The sequence below is a fragment of the Chitinophaga sp. YR627 genome (assembly GCF_900114995.1).
In the GTDB taxonomy this organism is placed as follows: Bacteria; Bacteroidota; Bacteroidia; order Chitinophagales; family Chitinophagaceae; genus Chitinophaga.
In genome coordinates this window covers 502,951-527,598 of sequence record NZ_FOUX01000006.1, presented here as the reverse complement: position 1 = coordinate 527,598, position 24,648 = coordinate 502,951, and the positions used below count along the sequence as shown (strand labels likewise).

Annotated in this window: 3 protein-coding genes; all 3 read right to left on the bottom strand. The window is 48.8% G+C overall.

Annotated elements, in window-relative coordinates:
• Window positions 1-5: 5 nt before the first annotated feature.
• Genes BMZ72_RS31245 through fabD form a run of 3 tightly spaced genes read right to left on the bottom strand, consistent with a single transcriptional unit; the run spans window position 6 to window position 24,642 of the window.
• Complete coding sequence (locus BMZ72_RS31245) at window positions 6-10,364, bottom strand: non-ribosomal peptide synthetase (RefSeq protein ID WP_089814551.1); 10,359 nt, start codon at window positions 10,362-10,364, stop codon at window positions 6-8.
• Window positions 10,361-23,395: a non-ribosomal peptide synthetase gene (locus BMZ72_RS31240; protein ID WP_089814549.1), complete on the bottom strand. Its 13,035-nt coding sequence runs from the start codon at window positions 23,393-23,395 to the stop codon at window positions 10,361-10,363. The genes BMZ72_RS31245 and BMZ72_RS31240 overlap by 4 nt, the downstream gene beginning before the upstream one ends.
• Window positions 23,392-24,642 carry an ACP S-malonyltransferase gene (fabD, locus tag BMZ72_RS31235; protein ID WP_089814547.1) on the bottom strand — a complete coding sequence of 417 codons (1,251 nt, stop codon included), beginning with the start codon at window positions 24,640-24,642 and terminating at the stop codon, window positions 23,392-23,394. Before fabD ends, BMZ72_RS31240 begins: the two co-directional genes overlap by 4 nt.
• Window positions 24,643-24,648: the final 6 nt, after the last annotated feature.

The following is a 24,648-nucleotide window of genomic DNA, read 5'->3' as shown; positions in this document are numbered from 1 at the left end:
CACGGTTAATGAATGAGACTTCTGGAATATCCCAGTTGAAATAAATATGCGGGTAAGCGGGTATCTTTTATTACACTGTAATGATCGCCCTGTAAGCGATGGTAATCGAAGCTACCTGTTGTGAATTGCTGCCAGTCTTCCATCAGCGTAGCTTCTCTGCCGTCTGCTTCAAAAGCGACGATATCACCTTTGATCTGACCTGTTGGCTGATAAGCATGCAGCATGTTACAGGAAGACTGGTACATTTTCTTCAGGTGTTCTTCCTGTGGCAGGTCACCTTCGGACAATCCCCAGCTGCGTAACTCCCGGACGAAGCGTTGTTCCAGTAGATCGCCCGCGGGCAGTACTTTTATTCCGGACGTGCGTGCAGGCGCTTCTTTGTCGAGCAACAGGAGCGTCACCGTTCTACCCGCGGCTTCTAACTGACGGGTTGTTTCATAAGCGATCAAAGCACCCATTGAATAACCCATCAGCATGTATTCTTCTGCCGGTACTTTTTCCAGTAACTGGTCTACGAAGGCTGTTGCCATTTCTTCAACAGATGTGGCAAACGCACCACCGTCAAAACCTTTATACTGCAAACCATAGCAGGTATATTGTTCTTCCAGTTGCTCTGCCAGTTGTTTGTAGATAGTGGCTGAACCAATGATCGGTGGAATAAAGATCAGCGGTGGCGTATCTGTTTCCTGCGACTGGTTCAGCGGGAAGAGCAGGTTTTCAGCTGCATCTTCCGGTCTATCCAGGAAGGCGGCCAGTGAAGCGATATCCGGATATTCATATAGTTCGCGGATACTTGCCCTGCGGTTAAACACCCTTGCTACTTTTACCATCAGGCGGATGCCTTTCAGTGAGTGGCCGCCCAGTGCGAAGAAGTTGTCATGAATACCGACCGGGCTACGTTGCAGGAGTTCTTCCCATATGGCGGTTAAGGTCTGTTCTGTTGCCGTGCGCGGCGCTTCGTATACCGTGCTGGTTGTTATATCCGGGTCAGGCAATTTTTTGCGATCGACTTTACCGTTAGCGGTGAGTGGCAGGCTTTCTACTGTAATGTTATAAGTCGGATGCATGTAGCGGGGCAGTTTATTGCGCAGCCATTCCTGCAAGCCATCTTCCATTACTGTATCGCGCCATACGATGTAACTCACCAGTAATTTATCGCCGGAAGGCGTTTTATATGCCTGTACAACGGCTTCTTTTATTTCCGGATAGGCTAATAATGAATTTTCTATTTCACCTGTTTCTATGCGATAACCGCGGATCTTTACCTGGTTATCGCTACGGCCCAGGTATTCGACGCTACCATCTTCTGCCCAGCGGGCCAGGTCTCCGGTGCAATAAAGACGTTCGCCTTCAACATATGGATTATTGATAAACCGTTCTTTTGTCAGTTCTTCCCGGTTAAGATATCCGAGTCCGACACCTACCCCACCGATACACAGTTCGCCAGGGATACCGATGCCCGCAGGACGCCTGTTTTTATCAAATATATAGATGCGGGTGTTTTTCAGGGGGCGGCCAATGCTGAGGCTATTGTTGCTATCTGCGTCTACCACTTCATAAGTGGAATTGACAGTTGCTTCTGTTACCCCGTATACATTGATCAGTTGTGTTTTGCCCTGAAAAACCTGGTGGAAAAGGGCACGTTCTTCCGCAGGCAGCGCCTCACCTCCCACCAGGACGTATTGTAAATGCAGATCTTTCGTACCCGTTCCTTTCAATACCTCCAGCAGGACGCGCAGGTAGCCGGGCGTGATATCAATTACGGAGACCTGTTGTTCTTTTAAGCGGCGGATATATGTTTCCGCATTGCGACGATCTGTTTCGCTGATCATCAGCAGTTTTGCACCGGAAAGTAATGGTGCGAACAATTGTTGTACAGAGGCATCGAAATTAACAGAGGCGGTCAGCATGGCGGTAAGGTTGCCTTCATGCGGCGCATATATACTTTCGTCCAGCCATGTACAGAGATTGATCACTGCATGATGTGGTACCATTGCGCCTTTCGGGCGACCGGTAGAGCCGGATGTGTAGATGATATATGCCAGCGAATGACTGTCAACCGGCACTTTTATATCATCATGATAGTAGGATAACAATTCCCACTCGGCTACGGCGTGCATTACTTCGGCGCTTGCTGTCAGTTCGGCTGCAAGGTCTGTATCTGTGATCACTACCCTTGGCTGACTATCTTCCAGCATGTATTGGATACGGTCTGCAGGATATTCCGGGTCAATGGGTACATATGCAGCACCGGCTTTCAGTATACCGAGTAAACAGACCATCAGGCGTGCGGAGCGTGTCATCATCAATCCTACCAGGTCGCCAGGTTGTACCCCGTAGACGCTGCGCAGGTAGCTGGCTACCTGATCAGATTCCCGGTTCAGTTCAGTGTAGGACAGTATCTGATCTTCATAAACCACTGCCGGACTGTCGCCTTTACGTTGCACCTGCTTCTCAAACAGGCTATGTAAGGTGTGTCTGGCAGGATATGATGTGTAACCACTATAACCAAATGCATCGAGTGTATTACGTTCATTTGCGGTTGTGTAAGGAATTACAGATAACGGCATGCTGGTATTGTTGCTGATGGCAGCGAATAATTCCTGCATGTGCGCCAGCATTCTTCTGATCCTTTGTTTGCTGAATATATCAGTATTGTGTACTACAGATATTTCAACACCACTTTCGTGTTCTGCGAAATGAACGGTCATATCAAATTTGCTGACAATGACCCGTCCGGTTCCGCTGCCTGTCATTTTAAAGGACTGATCTGCTGTATTACTTTCTTCACCTGCCACCGATTCCGATCTCTTTGCGTAGGATACCATCACATCAAACAAAGGAGACCGGCTTCGGTCGGCAGCCAGGTCGAGGTCTTCAACCAGTTTGTCAAAAGGATAGGCCTGGTGAGTGTAGGCATCCAGCATTACCTGCTGAACTTCCTGTAACAGTTCACCGAAAGTATTTTCAGCGCTGAACCGCGTACGCAGTACCAGCGTATTAACATAGAATCCAATCTGTCCGGACAGGTATTCATGGTCGCGGCCGGCTACGACAGTTCCCAGTACAATATCTTCCTGTCCTGTATATCTGTGCAATAATGCTTTCAAACCTGCTACCAGCAGCATAAAGATGTTTGCACCTTTTGTGTTTTGCAGACAGGCCTGTAAGCCATCGTATGTTTCCTTTGTCAGCCAGGCACTTTCAATGTTGCCATTGTAAGTTTTGATAGCCGGGCGGGTATAATCTGTTGGTAGTTCCAATACCGGGATACTATCTGATAACTGTGTTTTCCAGTAGCTGCTGTGTGTATCATCAAGGCTGATCTGTTTATTATGCCAGGCGGCGTAGTCTCTGTATTGTACTGGTAAGGGCGCCAGCCCTTTACCGGCATACAGCTGTTCCAGTTCGGTGCGCAATACCTCCATTGACCAACCGTCTGCGATAATATGGTGCAGATTCATTAGGATATGGTAGCGTGTTGCGCTGAGCTGTATGACCTGTATTCTGAACAGCGGTCCTTTTTCAAGATTGAATCTGAAATATCTTTCCGCATCGCGGAGATCGTCTAACAGGCGGTCCTGCATGCCGGTGTCATATGCACTCAAATCTGTGAACTGCATATTGCAGGGCAGCTGTGCGGCCGGCAATACGTGTTGCCATTGCGTTTCTTCGTCGCTACTGAATACGGTTCGTAATATTTCATGCCGTTCAATCAGTGCTTTGAAGGCTGTTTCCAGTGCCGGCAGGTTGATCGCTCCGTGGATCGTGTGATCTGCGACGATGTTATAGGCACCGGCACTTTCTTCCAGCAGTTCCAATATCCAGAGACGTTTCTGCGCATGAGAGAGTTCGTATTTGTCCTGTATCGCTACCGGCTCCAGGGTCAGTGTTTTCTGTTGTTGTTCGCCAAACAGGAGTCCGGACAGGCCACTGATTGTGGCATGGCTGAACAGTTCATGGAATGGAATATCTACGCCAAATTCCTGTTGTACTTTCCAGAGCATGCGCATGCCTTTCAGCGAGTGGCCACCCAGGTCGAAGAAATTGTCATGGATACCGATTCCTTTACGTTGCAGAATGGACTCCCATATATTGATCAGTTGTTGTTGTGCATCGCTGGCGGCGCCTTCATAGCGGGCTGCTTTTACTTCCTGTTGCGGCAGGGGCAGCTGCTGGCGGTCCACTTTCCCATTGCCGGTGAGCGGCATTCTGTCCAGCATTACATACACCGCAGGGTGCATATATCTTGGCAGTTGCAGGTCCAGCCATTTGCGCAGTCCCTGTTCATCTGCATTGTCTTTCCATACGAGGTAAGCTACCAGCTCCTTTTCAATTGGTGAAGGTTCCCAGGTGGTCACCAGTACCTCAGCGATGCCGGGGTATTGTTGTATCAGCTGTTCTATTTCACCGGTTTCGATACGGAAGCCGCGGATTTTGACCTGATGATCATTGCGGCCCATGAACTCTATATTTCCGTCGGCTGTCCATCTGGCCAGGTCGCCGGTTTTGTACATGCGTTGACCTGGTTCAAAAGGATTGTCTATGAATTTTTCTCTGGTCAGTTCTTCTCTGCCGAGATAACCGCGGGCGAGACCTTCACCTGCGATGCATAGTTCTCCGGGATATCCGACAGGGACCAGTTGAAGGTTATTGTCAACGATGTAAATACGGGTATTACCAACGGGCTTACCGATCGTTATTTTACCATCTACTGCGCAGATACCGGAGGTTGCGACTACGGTGCTTTCTGTAGGTCCGTAGTTGTTGATCAAGGTAGCGCCGGGGTATACTTTGTTTAGTCTGTCTCCTCCTACCAGCAGCTTCAGGTTATCATCCTGACGCTGTGAGAGGCGGCCTCCCAGTTCTTCATATAAGGCGGTGGGCACAAACGCATGGGTAATATTATTGCGATCGATGAATGTCTGTAAGAGATTAGCGTCTGTACGATATTCAGCACTTACAGGGTAGATACATCCACCTGAGAGCAGATATGGCCATATTTCCCAGCCTAATGCGTCAAATGCAACGCCTGCATATATTGTTGAGCGGGATGTACCATCGAGTCCGAATGACTGTTTGTGCCAGTTGCACAGGTTAATCACGGACCGGTGTTCTACCATCACGCCTTTAGGGCGGCCGGTAGAACCGGAAGTGTAGATGATATAAGCCAGATCTGTAGCACCAGGCGTCCGGAATATAGTACATCCGTTATTCTCTATGCTCTCCTGCGTGGTTAGCTGCTGATAAGTCAGCAGCGATGTCTCACCGGCTACGTGGGCGGCTAGTGGGTTATCAGAGATGAGTACAGCGGGATTACTATCCTCCAGCATATACCGGATGCGTTCAGCCGGATAAGATGGATCGATGGGGATGTAAGCAGCGCCTGCTTTCAGAATACCCAGCAAACTAACGATCAGGCGGTCGGAGCGATCCATCATGAGGCCTACCAGTGATCCGTTTGTTACGTTGTGTTGTTGCTGTAATGTCAGGGCTGCTTTATCAGCCAGGTCATTCAGGGCGGTATAACTCAGTTGTGTGTCACCGAATATTACGGCTGTGGCCTCTCCATTACGTGCGACCTGTTCTTCAAACAGGTGCTGTATTGTTGACTGTCTGTCGTAGACAGTTGTTGTATTGTTAAAGGTGTGTACCAGTTGTTGCTGTTCTTCTTCACCGAGGTAGGCGATCCGGGACAATGGCAGTTCAGGCGTTTCAGCGACCGCGAGGAGCAGGCGGCTGAGATGACCGAGCATGGCATTGATACGTGACGCAGCAAACAGGTCTGTGTTATAATTAATGGCGATGGCCAGTTGATCGGTATAGTCGGTGAAGTGTACGGTCAGGTCGAACTTACTCATGTTGAATTCTCCCATTTCGTACTCCATCACCTGCAATTCATCAGCTGCCTGGTCACCGTATCCTTTATTTACAGCAGCATAGGATACCATTACATCAAATAAGGCAGAGCGGCTACGATCCGGTGTGATCTTCAGGTCTTCCAGTAATTTATCAAAAGGATAGAACTGATGTTCATAGGCATCCAGCAAGGTATCCTGTACTTTCTCCAGCAGGTTATCGAAGGTGCCTTTACCATCGAAAGCGGTACGCAGTACGAGGGTATTGACGAAGAAACCTACCTGTCCGAAGAGCGCGACGTGGTCGCGACCTGCGATCGGTGTGCCTAGTACAATGTCCTCCTGTCCGGTGTAACGGTAGCAAAGTGCTTTCAGTGCGGCGATCAGCAGCATGAACATAGATACACCGTTATGGTTGTGTACACATTGCTGCAATGTTTTATAATCATCACCGTCCAGCCAGGTCTGCAGGGTTGCACCATTGAACGTTTTCAGTGGCGGGCGGGTATAGTCTTCCGGCAGTTCCAGTACCGGCAGGTTACGCAGCTGTTCGCGCCAATAGGCGGCATGTTTTACAGCGGGTATACCAGTCAGCTGTTTACGCTGCCAGGCGGCGTAGTCTTTGTACTGTACAGCGAGGGCTGGCAGATCGGGGGTAGTCTGTAGTACGGCCGCTGTGTAAAAAGCAACCAGGTCCTGCATCAATACTTCCTGGGACCAGCCGTCTGTGATAATGTGGTGCATGTTCAGCAGCAATACGTGTTGTATAGCTGACAGGCGTATGAGTTGTACTCTGAAGAGCGGACCAAGGTCCAGTTCAAAGCGATGTTCTTTTTCTTCATTGGTAATCGCCGTCAGTTTTTTGTGCTGAGCGGAGACACCTTTTGCGGAGAGGTCGGTATAGACCATTTTGAATCCGCTTTCTTCCTGTGATAATATATACTGCCAGGGGCCTTCTTCGTCACTTCTGAAGACGGTGCGCAGTATTTCATGGCGTTCCTGTAACTGGCGGAAGGCGGCATCGAGTGCGGTAATATCCAGGCTGCCTTTTAATTCGTAGCCGGTGAAGATATTGTAAGCGGTTACGCTTTCTTCCAGTTTATCCAGTATCCAGAGACGTTGTTGCGCATGGGATAAGGTGTATTTATCAGCAGGAGGTAATGCTACCGGTGCATCGTCGGTAGCCGGCGCAATGATATTTTCCGGCTGGATCCAGGCGCTTAGTCCGGCGATAGTCGCATGCAGAAACAGTTCCCTGAAAGGAATATCCACGCCAAACTCCTGGCGTATGCGCGATAACATGCGCATACCTTTCAGAGAATGTCCACCCAGTTCGAAGAAATTGTCGTTTATACCAATTCCTTTACGCTGAAGTGTTTCTTCCCAGATAGTTACCAGGTGGGCTTCCTGCTCATTACGAGGTGCTTCGTAGCGCGTGCCTGTTACTTCCTGTAACGGGGCAGGTAAGTGTTTACGCTCTACTTTACCATTTCCGTTGAGTGGTAATGTCTCGAGTGTTACATAATAACCGGGATGCATGTAACGTGGCAGGAAATGCTGCAGGTGTGCACGCAGACCAGCTTCGTCCGCATCCGCCTGCCATACGGTATAACATACCAGTTCTTTTTCACCCGCCGGCGACTGCCAGGCAGCTACTACTGCCGCAAGTACACCTTCGAACTGAGTAACGATACGTTCTACTTCACCGATTTCGATACGGTAGCCGCGGATCTTTACCTGATGGTCATTACGGCCGAGGAATTCGATATTGCCGTCCCAGGCCCGGCGAACAAGGTCTCCTGTCATATACATCAGCGCCCCGCGATTGTATGGATCAGCTACAAAACGCTCCTGCGTCAGCTGCTCCCTGCCAAGATAACCCCGCGCCAGGCCTGTACCAGCAATGCATAATTCACCCGGGTAGCCTTCCGGCATCAGATTGCCGTGCCTGTCCACAATATAGGCACGATAACCGGGCAGACATTTTCCCAGCAGCGGCGTTTGCACGCCTGGCTGTTGTAAGTCGTAAGTCAGCGCATTTACGCAGATCTCAGTAGGCCCATATGTGTTGTATATAGCGGCCTGCGGAAAACGGCGTTTCATTTCCTGCATGCATTCTTTATCCAGTTCGTCACCACCGGATGAAAGACAGCACAGGGAGGGCGCATCACCTGTGCCTGCAATTTCTGCCAGTATCGCTTTCCATAACATGGGCATGGCATGCATGACATTGATATGTTGCTGCCTGATATATTTCAATAGCGCGTTAACATCTGTGGTATCCCTGCAAAGGTGCAGGGTGGCGCCTATTGTGAGGGGAATAAAGATCTGTTTAACAGCGGCGTCGAATGACAGCGAGGCGGTTAACAGATATTGCCAGTCTGCCTGGAGCTGCATTTCACTGCGCAAACCTGCCATTAGGTGCAGTACCGATCTGTGTTCGATCATGACGCCTTTAGGCGCACCGGTAGAACCGGATGTATAGATGATATATGCGAGGCTGTTGCCTGTTATTGCTGTATTCGTGAGAATGCTGTTCTCTTCTGCTGCTATCAGTACCGCGCACAGTTCTTCTGTGAGCACGACACGCGCATTACTATCTTCCAGCATGTAGCTGATACGTTCTTCCGGATATTCGGTATCGATGGGCAGGTAGGCTGCTCCTGCTTTGAGAATACCGAGTAAAGCAGTAATGGCAGCAGTTGTACGTTCCATCTTTATTGCGACTATATCGCCTGCCTTTACGCCCAGTCTGTTGATCAGACCGGCCGCGATCTTATCAGCATCCTGGTTCAGCTGACGATAAGTAATGCTGTTACCTTCTGCTACCAGCGCAATGTGATCAGGAGTAAGGGCTGCCTGTTGTTCGAAGAGCGCCGGTAATGTTTGTGCTTCGCCTGTTAAGGGCTCCGCATCTACTTTATTCAGGAGAAGGCTTGTTTCTTCCTGAGAAAGGAAAGTGATGGCGGAAAGCGGCTGCGATATATTTTTACTAACGGCGATCAGCAGTGCTTTAAAGTGATGCAACATGCGATCGATACGCTGCCGGGAAAAGAGCATAGTGCTGTAGTTGATGCCCAGCCATAGTGCATCACTGTATTCTTCGAAATTAAATGTGAGGTCAAATTTGCTGCTTTCACGATCTCCGCCTACGAATTCACGTACTTTCAGTTCATCATCATCTGCGACTATCTCTTCTGCATCGTTCGCGGGTGTACTTTCGTCTATTTTACGATAGCTGATCAGCACATCAAATAAGGCGGAGCGGCTGGGGTCAGTCACCAGTCCGAGTTCTTCTACAAGTTTATCAAAGGGGTATACTTCGTGCTCATAGGCATTCAATATTACCTCTTTCACCTTGTCGAGCAGGGCATTAAATCCTTCATTACCATTAAAGCGGGTACGCAGTGCCAGTGTATTGACATAACAGCCGATCTGACCGGCAAGTGCTTCTGTGTTTCTACCTGCTACAGGGGTACCCAGGATAATATCTTCCTGACCAGTGTAGCGGAACAACAGGGTATTTACGCAGGCGGTCAAAGCCATGAACATGCTGGCGCCGTGCTGTGTGCGGAGCATCGCTTTTAAGTCCGCTGTTTCCGCTGCGTCGAACCATATTGTTTTCGTAGCACCCGCATAAGATTTATGGGCGGGTCTTGGCTGGTCGGTAGCGATATCAAGCAAGGGAATTTCACCTGACATCTGCTCTTTCCAATAGCGATCATGCGCCTGCATACGCGGACTTTCAAACAGGCGGTTCTGCCAGTAAGAGAAGTCCCTGTACTGAATGCGCAGGTCTTCCGGTGCATCGGCACCCGTGCTGGCTACACCATATAGTGTTACCAGTTCGTTCATCATGATCTCCATGGACCAGCCATCGGAAATGATATGATGCATACCCATCAGCAGCACGTGGCGATTTTCTCCCATCGTTACCAGTTGTACACGTAAGAGCGGGCCTTTTGCCAGGTCAAACGCATATCTCCATAGCTGGTCAGACAGGGCTTCGATCTGTTGCTGCTGATCAATTTCATCCTTACCTTCCAGGGAAATATCTATAATATTAAATCCAGCTGCGTCTGTGCCCAGCACTTTCTGCCATAAACCGGCGGTATCACTGACAAATACTGTCCGCAGTATTTCATGTCTGTTGACCAGCATATGAAATGCCTGTTTCAGACTGTTTCTGTCAAGCGCTCCATTCAGTTCATAACCAATGCAGACGTTGTAGGCGCAACGGCTGTCATCCAGCTGTTGCAATATCCACAGGCGACGTTGTGCATGAGACACCTCATACAGCGGTGCCGCCGGGATACGACGGATCTCTGCGGCTTCCTTACCGGCCTTCAGTGAGCGGATCAGGGCTTCTTTATGTTCCCTGATCTGTTCAATGAGATTCGGTCCTATACTTCCCTGCGGTGCGATGATCTTCAACTGATCATCGCCCGTCAGGGTAAGTTCAACCCTAAGATCATCCAGTGCGGTCATTAACGCAGCTATACTCATATAATTATTTCTTCGTGGTTATTAATTTCCTCTTTCTCAACAGCCAGTACTGCAGGGCGGCTTTCTTCGATCGCTGCGGCCTGTTGTGCGACTGTTGGTTTTCTGAAAATGTCTTTTAATGTGAAGCGGGTGCTGAATGCGGCGTTTATCCTGGCGAGGACACGCATACCTTTCAGTGAGTGGCCCCCTATTTCGAAGAAGTTATCTGATAAGCCAATTCCTTTACGTTGCAGGATCTCTTCCCAGATGGCAATCAGTTCTTTCTCAACAGGAGAAGCATTCACCTGTACAGGTGCTGCGATTGCGACCACTGGTTTCGGAACGGGCAATGCTTTTTTATCAATTTTCCCGTTGCTGTTCAGTGGCATTTTCTCCAGTGTGATAAAGTGTGCCGGTTGCATGTAGATCGGCAGCTTTTCTTTCATATAGCGTTGCAATGTGGCGTCTTCTTCACCTGCTGCCCATACGATATATGCTACCAGTTCTTTTTCTCCACCTTCCAGCGGCACCGCCAGGATAACACCTTCGCGTACGCTGTCGTGGCTTACCATTACCTGTTGTATTTCACCCAGTTCGATGCGGTAGCCGCGGATCTTCACCTGGTCATCATTTCTGCCGAGATAATCGATGTAACCATCGTATGTCCAGCGGGCAACGTCACCGGTACGGTACATGCGCTCCCCTGGTTCAAACGGATTTGCTACAAATCTTTCGGCTGTCAGCTTTTCCTGGTTCAGGTATCCTCTGGCCAGACCGGCACCGGAGATACACAGTTCGCCAGGTAGTCCCTGTGGCACGAGGTCATTGTTTGTATCGACGATGTAGACTTTTGTGTTGCTGATCGGCTTACCTATCAGGATCCTGTCATCTTCATCGGTGAATTTGTAGCAGGTGCTGTAGGTCGTATCTTCCGACGGACCGTAAAGGTTTCGGATGATAATCCCTGAACCTTTAAAGTAGACTTTTGTGGCAGATGGAATGGGTTCACCGGCCATATTGATCAGTTTTACGTTACTGAAGTTGGTTCCCAGTTTTATCAGACTGTCTATTACAGACGGTACGGTGTTGAGCAGTACATCCGGTACGCGTTCAATATATTTCTGCATATCTACTACGCTCTTCAGGACCAGTACTTTTTTACCAACACTCAGGGTGTAGAACATTTCAAATATGGACAGGTCAAAACAGTAGGAAGTCAGGGCGAAAACGGTTTCAAAGGTATCGTCCTTAAATTCCTGCTGACACCAGTCGATGAAGCTAACCGCATTGCGATGCATCAGTGATACTCCCTTAGGGCGGCCGGTAGAACCGGAGGTGTAGATGAGGTAAGCCAGGTCAGATGTATCAGTTTGTACATCCGGATTGGCGTCACTGTATTTATTACTCCAGAGTATCACGGGATCGAGGTCATTGTCTCTCAGGATCACATCCGGTTTACTGTCAGCAATAATGTAATTGATACGTTCTTCCGGATATTCGGGGTCAATTGGCACATAGGCTGCGCCGGTTTTCAGGATCGCCAGGAGGCAGATGATCATCTTTTCAGAACGTTCTACCAGTACCCCTACGATCTTACCAGCACCTATACCATGTTTTTCCATCAGGTAATGCGCCAGTCGGTTTGCACTGCGGTTCAGTTCATCATAAGTGATGCTTGTTTCTTCGTGCAGTACCGCTATTTTCTCCGGTGTGCGGACAACTGCTTCTTCTACCAGTGCCTGGATCGTTTTATTACGCGGATAATCAGCCGCAGTATCGTTCATTTGTTCCAGCAACAGCGTGCGTTCACCAGCTGTGAGGTATTGCATGGCAGATACTGGTTTGTCCATTCCATAGCTTACAGAGCGCATCATTTCCTGGAGGTGACCCAGCATCTGCTGCATACGCTGTTCGGCGAAAATGTCAGTTCTGTAATTGATGCTGAGATAGATACCACCTTTTTCTTCACGGAAGCTGATGGTCATATCAAACTTACTGATGTTGCTGTCTTCCCGCTGAAGGTCATTCATGTGCACTTCTTCTTCTTTCTTCCCATCGGTTCTTACGACAACAGCTTCATCATATTCTTCTTTTTTATAGGTGATCAGAATGTCGAACAGTGGAGAACGGCTTCTGTCACCTGTTATGTTCAGATCTTCGAGCAGCAGGTCAAACGGATATACCTGGTGTTCAAATGCGCCCAGCAGACCATCCTGTACATTTTCAAGCAGGTTGTCAAAGCTTTCATTTCCATTGAAACGGGTGCGCAAAGCCAGGGTATTGACATATAATCCGATCTGATCGAGGAGGTCGTCATGTTCGCGACCGGCTACGAGTACACCGAGTACGATATCTTCCTGACCGGTGTAGCGATACAGCAATGCGTAGGTGCAGGCCAGTAATACCATGAACATGCTCTTATCGGGCTGCCGTTGTACCATGCCTTGTAAAAGACGGGTATCCTGTCTGTTTAAGACACCTCTTACGCTTGCTCCTTTATAGCTTCTGACAGCAGGTCTTGTGTTATCTACCGGCATGTTCAGTACCGGTAATTCTCCGGAGAACTGGTTCATCCAATAGTCTCTATAGGTGACTATTTCCGGGCCATTCAGCAGTTTATTCTGTTGAGCGGCGTAATCTTTATACTGAGTACGTAGTGGCTCCAATACAACAGGGTTACCGGATACCAGTCCTTCGTAGACGTTGGTCAGTTCTTCCATCATTACTTCGATGGACCAGCCATCAGAAATAATATGATGCATATTGATCAGCAGTACATTGAACTGTTCTTTCATCTGCAGCAGGTGTGCGCGCAGTAAAGGACCTCTGCTTAAGTCAAAGCAATAGTGTACTTCTGAGGCAGACAGTTCTGCGAGGCGTTGCTGTTGCTGTCCCAGATCGAGACCAATAATATCCTCTTTTGTTATTTTGAAGCCGAAGCTTTCCGGCGTCAGGATCTGCTGCCATACACCTTCTTCATCATTTACGAAGACCGTACGCAGTATTTCGTGACGGGCGATCAGTTGCTGGAAGGCTTTTTCCAATGCCTGCTCGTCAACGGTATCTCTGAGTTCGAAGGACATACACATATTGTATGCGGTGCGGCTTTCTTCCATCTGCCCCAGGATCCACATACGCAGCTGTCCGTGTGACAGGGCATATCGCGGTTGTTGTTCCAGTTGCTGTAATGGCGTGCGGGCGGCGGTCACTACACGGGCATTGGCGACCAGTGTTGCCAGGTCGGCGATGCGGGAATATTTGAAGATATCGGAGAAGGAAATTTCAACACCCAGTTCCTTACGGATACGCCACAGTACGCGGATACCCTTGAGGGAGTGGCCTCCGAGATCAAAGAAATTATCATTTATACCTATTCCTTCACGTTGCAGTATTTCTTCCCAGATCTTTACGAGTTTTGCTTCCACTTCATCACGTGGTGCTTCGTAAACATTGGCACTTACTACTTCAGGTAAAGGCAGTTGTTTACGGTCAACTTTACCATTTGCGGTCAGTGGCAAACGCTCCATTGTCATGTAGTATGACGGATGCATGTATACCGGCAGTTTGCGGCGCATCCAGTCTTTCAGGCCCTGTTCGTCGGTTTCTTCCTGCCATACGATATAGCTGACCAGTTGTTTACCGCTACCTTTTAGTTCTTCTGCCAGTACTACTGCTTCGCGGACGCCGCTATAGCTTTGTAATACGCTTTCTACTTCACCCAGTTCAATCCTGTAACCACGTATTTTTACCTGGTTATCACCACGACCAAGGAATTCCAGGTTACCGGCGGCTGTCCAGCGGGCCAGGTCACCGGTACGATAGAGGCGTTCACCGGCGGCGAATGGATTTTCTGTGTAGCGTTGTCTGGTCAGGTCTGGTTTGCCCCAGTAGCCACGACCAACACCCGCGCCACCGATACAGAGTTCACCGGTAATACCTATGCCACAAAGCTGGAGGTGTTTGTCCAGTACGTACATGCGGGTATTTTCCAATGGGCGGCCTACAGGTACATAACCAATAGGACGCAGATCTGTACCTAATCCTTCGTAGAAACCGGAGTCAATGGTAGTCTCTGTTGTTCCGTAGCTATTGATGATACGCAGACCGGTGTGACCGAAGCGTTCGTGTACTTTGCGGTAATCTTCCACAGAAAGCACATCAGAACCCATGATCAGGATTTTGAGGAAGCTGATGTCTTTGCCTTCTTCATATACATAGTCGAGCAAAGGCAGGAGTAAACCAGGCGTTGATTCCAGCAGGTTCACCTTACTGTTGCTGATCAGTTCATAAAACGCAGGCAGATCAAAGTAGACTGCGGAAGGACAGATGGTCATTACGCCACCTCTGAAGATGCTACGGAGCATATCGCCGAAGAATACGTCAAAGGAGAAGCTGGCGACCTGCAGGACACGGACATCAAAGGTATCCAGGTTATAGCCTTTTTCGAGGCTGCTCCACAGGCCCAGCAATTCTTTGTGGCCGATCATTACGCCTTTTGGATTGCCGGTAGAACCGGAAGTATAAACGATATAGGCGAGTGAATCGGTACCTGGTTTATAAGGACGATTGTCGCCGCTATATTGTTTTGCTTTTTTCGAGAATACGGAGAGATCTAATACTTTGATATCAGCGGATAATTGTTCAGGTGTACCTGCACCTGAGATGAGTACGTTGATACCGCTATCCCCGATCATATAAGCAACCCTGTCAGGTGCATATTCGGGATCGATCGGTATATAGGCTGCCCCTGTTTTCAGGACGGCCAGTACTGCGGCTACCATCCAGGTATCACGTTCTGCCATGATACCGATCCTGTCACCCGGCAGTACACCATATTCCTGTACCAGATAATCAGCCAGCTGATTGGCCAGTGTATTCAGTTGTTTGTAGCTGAGCACCTGGTCATTGTGTCGCAGGGCAGGCTGTTTGCCATATCGTTGCACAACCGATTCAAAGAGGCTTACCAGATCTGGCTGTGGTACTGTCAATTTACCTTCACCGGAGAAATCAAGTAAGGTTGTTGTATCGGCGGCAGAGAGATAAGTCAGTTTATCTACCGGCTGTGTTGTGTCCTTTAAGATACTTTGCAGCAGTTGTACAAAATGTTCCAGCATCCGCTGTACACTTGCGGCCGCATATATGTCAGTGTTGAAGTTAATGTTCAGTTCGAGACTGTTTTCCGGCATCTGGGTAAAAGAAAACGAGAGATCGAACATGCTGTTGTTACGCGCTACCGAGTAGCTGTGCGCAGGTAACATGTCTTCTTCTTCCTCTTTCACGATACCGTTATCAATGTCGGGCCAGTTTACAATTACATCGAAGAGTGGACGGCGGCTGATTTCCCAGCTTACACTCAGATCTTCTACCAGCTGATCTACCGGATACACCTGGTGTCTGTAAGCGTCCATCATCTGCTGTTTGACATTCTGCAGGAAGCTACCGAAGTTATCTCCTCCCTTGAATGTTGTACGGATCGGCAGCGTATGTACGAAGAGACCTACGAGCTTTTCAATATCCGGATGGTCACGTCCGGATACCGGCAAACCGATGATAATATCTTCCTGACCGGAATATTTGTATAACAGTACTTTGATCGTGGCAAACAGGAAGGTGAAAAGTGTACATTCCTGTTGGTTAGCCAGGGAGATGATCCGTTGTACGGTATCTCCATCGAGCAATACGGCACTGTTTGCGCCATTCTGGGAACGAACAGATGGTCTTGGATAATCTGCAGGCAGTTCCAGTACAGGCAGGTCACCACTGAATTTTTTCAGCCAGTAATTTCTGGCGGTAGCGGCTTCCCCCTGTCCGATCTGTGCGTTCTGCCAGGCCGCGTAGTCTTTATATTGTACGGGCAATACAGGCAGATCAACGGGTTGGTTCTGTGAATATGCGTGATACAGGTTTAACACTTCGCTGGTCAGGATTTCCTTGGACCAGCCGTCTGATACGATATGATGCAGCGTGAAGATGAATATGCTGCGGTTGTCTTCCACTTCCAGGAGGCGTGCTCTCAGCAGCGGACCATTTTCAAAATCAAATGTGGTATTACGTTCCTGGATGGCAATCTCCATCGCGCGCTTTTCGCGGTCAGGGTCTTGTCTGAGATCGGTTACCACCAATCCAACCGGCAGTTCTCCGGGCGCGTGGACCCTTTGTCTTAAGTCACCGTCTTTATCGATCAGTGTTGTTCTTAATATTTCATGACGCGCTACGAGTGTCAGCAGGGCTTTTTCAAATGCTGTTTTATCGAATCCCTCCTGCAATACATAAGTACTGGACATGTTATACGCCAGACTCTCATTTTCATTCTGGTTCAATATCCAGAGACGTTTCTGCGCGTGGGATACTTCATAATCTTCCGCTTCCGGCAGGCGTTCAATACGGGTAAAGGCGCCGTAGCTGGATTTTCTGATCAATGCAGCCAGCTGTTTTACTGCCGGACTTTCAAAGAGTGCGGCGATATCCAGTTTAATCCCCCATTCTTTATAGATCCAGGACAGCAGTTTTATACCGCTGATACTGTTTCCGCCTAAGGCGAAGAAGTTGTCATCTATTGTAAAGAATTTACGGGAAGTGAATAATCTGCGGAACAGCGCTATTACCTTTTCTTCTACCGGGTCGGCGTTCAGCGTACCAGCGCCTGCTACAGACAACGATTTCACAGCGGCGGTATCAAACCCACCAGCAGCATTTAATGCAAGCGGTGACACTGTACCATAGCGGGAAGGCTGATATTGTTCAGGCACACCAGCATCATGCAGATACTGCATCAGTTGCGGCAGGGTTGCTGCATCAAACTGATCTGTGATCAGGTAGGCTGATTCGTAAGTATCACTGATCCTTACATCGGTAATTCCAGTGTACAGTTGTATCATTTCAGACAGGCATGTTTTGCTGTCTGTATCCTGTTTTGCGAAGCTATCTATTCCGATCTCTCCTTCGCCCAGCAGCCTGGCATTGATTCCGGAGTACCAGTATGTATCGGCCAGCTGTACCAGGAGGGTACCGTAAACACCATGTGGCAGTACATTACCTGTGGCATCCTGTATAAAATAACGAATGTCATTCAGTGGCTGTTTAACCGGCCATACGCCTGCGGCTGTAGTAGCATCAGGGTTGGAAAGTGCTGATAAAGACAACAGTTGCGGAGCACCTGCAGGCGCGTAAAAGTAAGCTGCCTGTGCGCCATCGGCTGCTTTATATTCCCAACGACGGATATGCTGATCGGTTAATGGCGTCGTAGCGATGATGAACAGGCTACTTTCTTCCTCCGGAGAAATCCTGTCATTCAGTAAGATGTTTTTCGCCCAATTATGCTTGTCCAGGAATATATTGCCGGTATTGATCGCGTTATCATATTGCTGGTACACTTTCACGTGCTGGCCAGACAGCCATCCTGCGAGTATAATATCCGTCCAGATATTGGGTTCGATTCCTTCAGTGATCACTTCATATCCTTCATTGGCAGACGCTGCGAAGGTTTTCCTGTTGAGTTCTGTCAGATAGTCTACCAGGTGACGGTGGCTGAGCTGTACACCAGCTGCTTTCTTTGCAGCGGCGGTATCGCTGAGGTCTGTGTTCAGGTAGTTGTTCATGCCTGGCTTTTGTCTTGCCAGCCATTTCAGGAACAGCTCATCACTTATCATCAGTAAGTCGTCCTGTTCAGTAGCCTGTAAAGTGTAGGTACTTCCTGCTTTCAGTACCGCCAGTACGACCAGTAATGTTTCAAATATGCCGGTGGTCTGTACTGCGACTGTTTGTCCTTTACCGAAACCTTTTCTCTGGAGGTAACCGGCAAAGCAACCAGCGATGTGATTAATATACTGATAAGTGTAGGTATTGCCATTGTAAGACAGGGCCACTTTCTCCTGCAAGCTGGCAGCTTTTTGTTCCAGCAGTGTATGCAGGGACAAGCGGGTCTGTACAGCAGGGATATTTACCGGGATCACCGGGGCCTGAAAGGCTGTTACAGGCAGTTCAGCAATGGTTTTATCGGGATTCTGTACGGCTGCATACAACAATGCGTTGAAGCTATCGATCCAGGCACGTACGATCTTTTCGGGGTAATAATTCCTGTTGAACTGGAAATGCAGACGTAATAAACCACCTGCTTCTATCACGTTCAGGAAAAAGTCATATTTATTTTCGCCGGTCTTTTCGCTGATAGTGTCATCCTGTATGTCTTCCACTTCTACGTTACGTAATGCGGGGTCCATATTGAAGACGATCTTCATATCCGGGAAGCGGTCTTCTGCATTATCATCCTGCAAGAGATCCAGGCAGGAGAAGCGCTGGTATTTGTAGCAGGTCAGCCATGCCTGTTTCACATCCTGCAGGAAGCTACGGAAGGACTGAGAAGGCGTTACTTCATGTATGTAAGGCAGTATCTGGTTACACTGACCTACCATACCAGGCAGTTCCATCAGCAACTGACCGGAAGCAGGGATACCTACTACCATGCGTGCCTGTCCGCTCAGGCGGTACAGGAGACATTCGAATGTTCCCAGCATCATCATGAAGAGGCTGATACCGTTTTCCTGTGCGCATTTCTTTACTGCGTCGGTATGTTGTCTTGTCAGTACCCATACCCAGCCAGCACCACTATCCTGTGCAGATGCAGTTGCTGAAACAGCGGGTAATGCAGGTGCGCTAACAGTTTCTTTCAGTTGTGACTGCCAGTAAGTTGCTGCTTCTTTTGCTGCAGGGGAGATATGTTGTGCCTGCATCCATTCTACGTATTCTCTGAAGGATGGAGCGGCAGGCAATGAAATAGTCGTATTGGATGCGGCAGCGATGTACAGCTGGGACAATTCATTCGCGAGTATATTCAGTGACCAGCCATCTGCGATAATGGTGTGGATCGTAAATAATACCCTTGTACTGCCATCCGGTTGTGTTTGTGCCGCTACGCGGAACAGAGGGCCTCCGGCCAGGTTGAATGGCTGTGTGGCTGTAGCCAGATCAGTGGCAATTTCAGGCGCTAATCCTGGTTGCAGGTATAGGTATTCCCCATCCATGCGGATGGTCTGGAGTACCTCATGACGCGCTACCAGCTGAGATACCGCCTCTTTTAAAGCAGGTATGTTCACGGCTTCTTCCAGGTCAAAGGAGCGGCGCGCAATAAATGCGTCATTCGCCTGTGCGTTTGCCGTTACTTTAAACCAGAGTCTTTTCTGTTCGTTCGTCAGCGGAATAGAAGGTACGGTAATTGCCGGCTGACCATTAGACACCAGGAATCCTTTTTCCTGCATTTCTGCGACGGTATCTTTTATTGCTTTTACAAATGCGGCAATATCTTCATTAGTGTGTGCAGGGGAAATAAAGAGCGTCATGCCTTCCCATACATAGATACCTTTATAGGCCAGGTAATAGAAGAACAGTGACAATTCAAGGCTGGAACGTATCTGGAAGAGGGAACCGAAGTTCACGATGCTGATGGGTAATCCCTGTTGACTGAAGAACGCGTTCAGTTCTGCGGCCAGTGCTGACATACGATTATTCAGTATTTCCTGCAATGCAGGACCCTGTTCTTTGAGGTAAGTCAGCATTGCCCTGGAGGCGGCCATTGTCAGCGGATGATGACAAAAAGTACCTGCCACGAAAGTCTTGCGATGGTCAAATACAGGGTGGCTGTCATCGCCATACTGCCAGTTGCCACCACCATCCACGCCATGCATGAATGCGGCTTTACCAGCAACAATACCCAGTGGCAGACCACCACCAGATATTTTCCCATAGGTTACCAGATCGGCCTGTATGCCGAACTTATGCTGGCATCCGCCGGGATGGATACGGAAGCCTGAAATGATCTCGTCAAAGATGAGTGCAACCCCTTTCTCCGCTGTCAGTGCTCTGAGTTCCTGCAGGAATGCAACCGGCTGGAATTCTGGTCTGCGGCTCTGTACAGGTTCTACCAGTACGGCTGCCAGTTCGTGTGCGTGTTCACGTATTACCTGCATGGCGGTATCTGTTCCGTAGTCAAGCAGTAATACATCTTCCAGCATGTTCTGCGGGATACCGGCACCTTTAGGCACTGCATTATAGTTCCCGGAGAACATATCCCGCTGTGCCAGTACACCATCAAAAGTTCCATGGTAGGAACCTGCAAACATGACCACTTTATTCTTACCCGTAACTGCTCTTGCGAGACGCAGGGCGACCATTACGGCTTCTGTACCGGAGTTATAAAAAGCAACCCTGTCTACGCCGGTAAGTTCGTGTACTAATTCAGCCACTTCACCTGGCAGGTCGGACATAGGGCCCAGGAAGAAATTGCCGGCATACTCACGTATTGCTTTCTCAATTACGGGATGGTTATAACCTAAGAGGTTTACACCGAATCCCATTGACATGTCTATATACTCATTACCATCCAGATCATGCAGGCGGGCGCCGCTGGCGGATTTCATGATAATGGGATAAGACAGCTCTTTCAGTGTTTTATTATAATGCGCGGTATTCCGGTTGTTGGCGAAACCTGCGCGGTATTGCTGTACGTGTTGTTTGGAAGCAGCCGTTTTCTGATTAAAGGCTGTTATAAAATCATTCAGGTTTTTCCGCTGACGTGCATCAAAGTCCTGGAATGCGGTGCTTGTCCATTGGAAAGTGGTTTGCTGCTGTTGTTTTTCCTTTACAGGCGCGGGAGCCGCAATCGGTTTTGCAACTGCTACAGGGCTTGCTGTCACTACTTGTTCTGCAACCGGAAGCGCTGCACCAGGGGTTAACATTTTCAGCTGGTCTGCCATTATTTTCAGCTGCTGTTCGACGATCGTCTCCAGTGCGGATCTATTAGCTACTGAAACTGCTGTAACGGGAGCTGTGGCAGATGCTGTCACGACAGATACTGCCGCCGGGATATCGGCAACAACAGGTTCTGGCGGCAGCTGACGGCTGATGTAAAGAGAAAGGGCATCTAAGGTAGATGCGTCATTAAACAATGTATCGATAGTGATATCGATATTATATTTTGAGCGCACCAGTTGTTTTACCTGAATAATAGAAACGGAATCCAGTCCCATTTCGAGGAATGTGGCTGTCGTGCTGATCTCTTCAGGCGTCAACTCAAATACTCCTGCTATTACCTGCCTGAGCTGAGACATAACACGTTCCTTTCCGGTGGCAACTGACTGTGCTGCGGGCTGTTGTTGAGGAGTATCCATGAATGTGCTGTTTGTTACTTTTTCGGGATATGTTATCCAACATCTTTTGGGTTCAAAGGGATAGCCAGGAAGACCCATGCTGAGATGTTTGCTGCCGGTATAGAATACCTGCCAGTTCACCTCTGCACCGCTTATATATAAACTGCTTAATTCTGTTAACAGACTGGCGGATGGTTGTTTTGTCCATTCTTCCAGTAACAGGGCCACTGCTTCTGTTGCCTGTGCTTTTTCAATTTTCATTGCGGCAACTACCGGCAGGCCTTTCTGACAGATATTTTCCAGTTTGCGTTCCAGCATTTCTCTGCTATCTGTTTCCAGTGCAAAACGATACTGTAAATGATCACGGCCTGCGTTCAGGGTATAACAAACATCTTCCACCCGATAGGTATCCATGGCTTTCAAAGCGGTCAATGTCTGCTGCGCAATGACCAGGAGGTCCTGTTCATTTTTTGCAGAGAGACAAGCGAGTAAAGGAGTTGTGGGTTTTAATGCGGGAGCTTCGGCGATTGGGGCTTCTTCCAGTATAACATGGCAATTGGTACCGCTGATACCGAAGGAGCTTACACCGCAACGTCTGGGTGTCTGCTGTTCCGTTGTCCAGTCCTGCAAAATATCATTCACGTATACAGGAGAGGTTTCGAAGCTGATCCTGCGATTGGGTCTGCCGAAATGAACAGTAGGCGGCAGCTTTCTGTTTTTGAGCGCCAGTGATGCTTTGATAATACCAGCCATACCGGCGGCAGCATCGAGGTGACCTACATTTGTTTTTACGGCTCCTATAGCGCAGAACTGTTTTTTGCGGGTATATTTTCTGAAGGCCTGTGTGATGGCCTCTATTTCAATAGGATCTCCCAGGTTGGTAGCGGTACCGTGTGCCTCCATGTAAGAGATGGTCAACGGATCGATGCCTGCATTCTGCCATGCCTTTTCTATCACATCTACCTGTGCGTGTACACTTGGGGCAGTAATACCGATAGACCGGCCATCCTGGTTGGTTGCGCTTCCTTTAATAAGGGCGATCACCTGATCACCATCCCGAAGCGCTGCATTATAAGGTTTGAGCATAATTGCCGCCACACCTTCCCCTCCTACCGTTCCATCTGCGAGGTCATCAAAGGTCCTTGCGCGGCTGCCTTTTGAGGCGATACCGATACCGGAACCTTCAGGTGCTTTTACCGGCAACCAGCTCAATGTTACCCCACCTGCAATTGCCATATCAATTTCTCCGTTGCGTAATGCCTGGCAGGCGGTATGTATGGCTACAAGTGATGAAGAGCAGGCCGTATCTACAAGTACCGCCGGTCCTTTCAGGTCCAGCAGGTAAGATATACGACTGGCTAATATGGAGGCGACATTACCTGGATGCGCCATACTTGTCAATTCAGGCTCCATTTCCTTTACGAGGTTATAATAGCCTTCATTCCTTTCTGTGAATCCAACATACACACCGGTACGGGTGCCTTTAAGCTTTGCAGATGAGAGGGCAGCATCCTGTATGGCGTGCCATACTACTTCGAGGAAGACGCGATGCGCGGGATTCATCAGGCATGCTTCCTTGTAGGAGATGCCAAAAAATTTATTGTCGAACTTATCTATGCTTTCCAGAAACCCTTTTTCCCTGAATTGCTCAGGGCTGAGCGTAGGCATACCTGCAGCTGTCAGGTAACTGTTTACTTCCGCCATACGGTTAGCCGGAAATTGTCCCACGCTGTCCTTTCCCCTGAGCAGATTATCCCAGAACACCTGTAAATCAGCTGCCATCGGGAATTTTCCGCTCATGCCGATGATCGCAATATCTTTCGTGGATACCCGTTCAATACGGCTTTGTCTGGTAGCGCTGGTCTTTTTGCCTGCGCCTGTATCCATGTTAAATATATCGTTGTTCATCATAGCTGTATTTCTTTAATCTCCGGCCATACCAGGGCAGCGCCGGTTTCAAAATATAAGCGACGGAAGCAGGCTTTCATTTCCTGTACGGGCAGTCGTTTCGCCTGCAGCAACTGTAATAACTGCTGACAGCTGCGTTTCACTTCTTCTGACTGCGGTAGCCTGCGTTCCTGTTCCAGTTTTTCCTGTAGTTGCTTCATCTCCCTGAAAGGCAGGATGACGCTTTTCTCGTAGACCTCTTCATCCTCATTCCAGTTCTTTGTACTGATGGCGATTGCCATCGCTTTACTTACTGGTGTTGGTAATGAAGCTATATTCTCTTTTACGTTTTCCAGCAGTGCCTTGATGTCTGTCTTATCCTCCATACCGTAGGCTTTTACTTTCATCGCACGATTTTTCACCTGGTTACGCAGCAGCTTTCTGGGGCCTGCATCAATGAAATACCCAACACCGTTCTGCTGGAGATAATCCAGCGACTGTAACCATTGTACAGGGTGTGTCATCTGTCTGTATAAACCATCTACTATTTCGGTTTCTGATTTATAAGGGGCGCCGGTTACATTGGAAAGCACGGCACATTGCAATGGCGAGATCTTAGCGGCTGAGAGCAGTTCCAGCAAAAGGTCAGCTGCCGGTTGCATCAGCGGCGTATGAAAAGGAGCGCTTACTTTGAGTTGCATGACTTCAGCACCCTGAGCTGTGCATTGCTGCATCACGGCGCTGACCTGTTCCTGATAACCGGCAATCGTTACCTGTTTGTCCAGGTTGTAAGCAGCTATCCAAACGGTGTCCGGTGCTACTTTTTTACAGATCTCTTCAACAACCGTTGTACTCAAATCATTGATTGCAGCCATACTGCCTTTACCCACCGGAACGGCTTCCTGCATCAGCTTTCCCCGCTGACGCACCAATCGCAATGCATCTCCCAGTTCCAGTGCACCAGCGCAACAGAGAGCTGTGTATTCACCGAGGCTATGGCCTGCCAGGTATTGAGGACAGGGCCATCCTTCCTGACGCGTATAATGTCTGAAAGCAGCTACACTTGTAGTTAGGATGGCAGGTTGGGCAAGTTCAGTCTGTTCAAGCGTAGCAGCACTTTCTTCAAAGCAAAGCTTCTTCATGTCCATGTGCAGGGCATCAGATGCCTGTTCGTATACCTCGCGTGCAATGGCTGATGTGTCAAAAAGCGGTTTGCCCATGCCAGTATATTGCGCTCCCTGGCCGGGAAATAAAAATGCAGTCTTCAACATGATAAG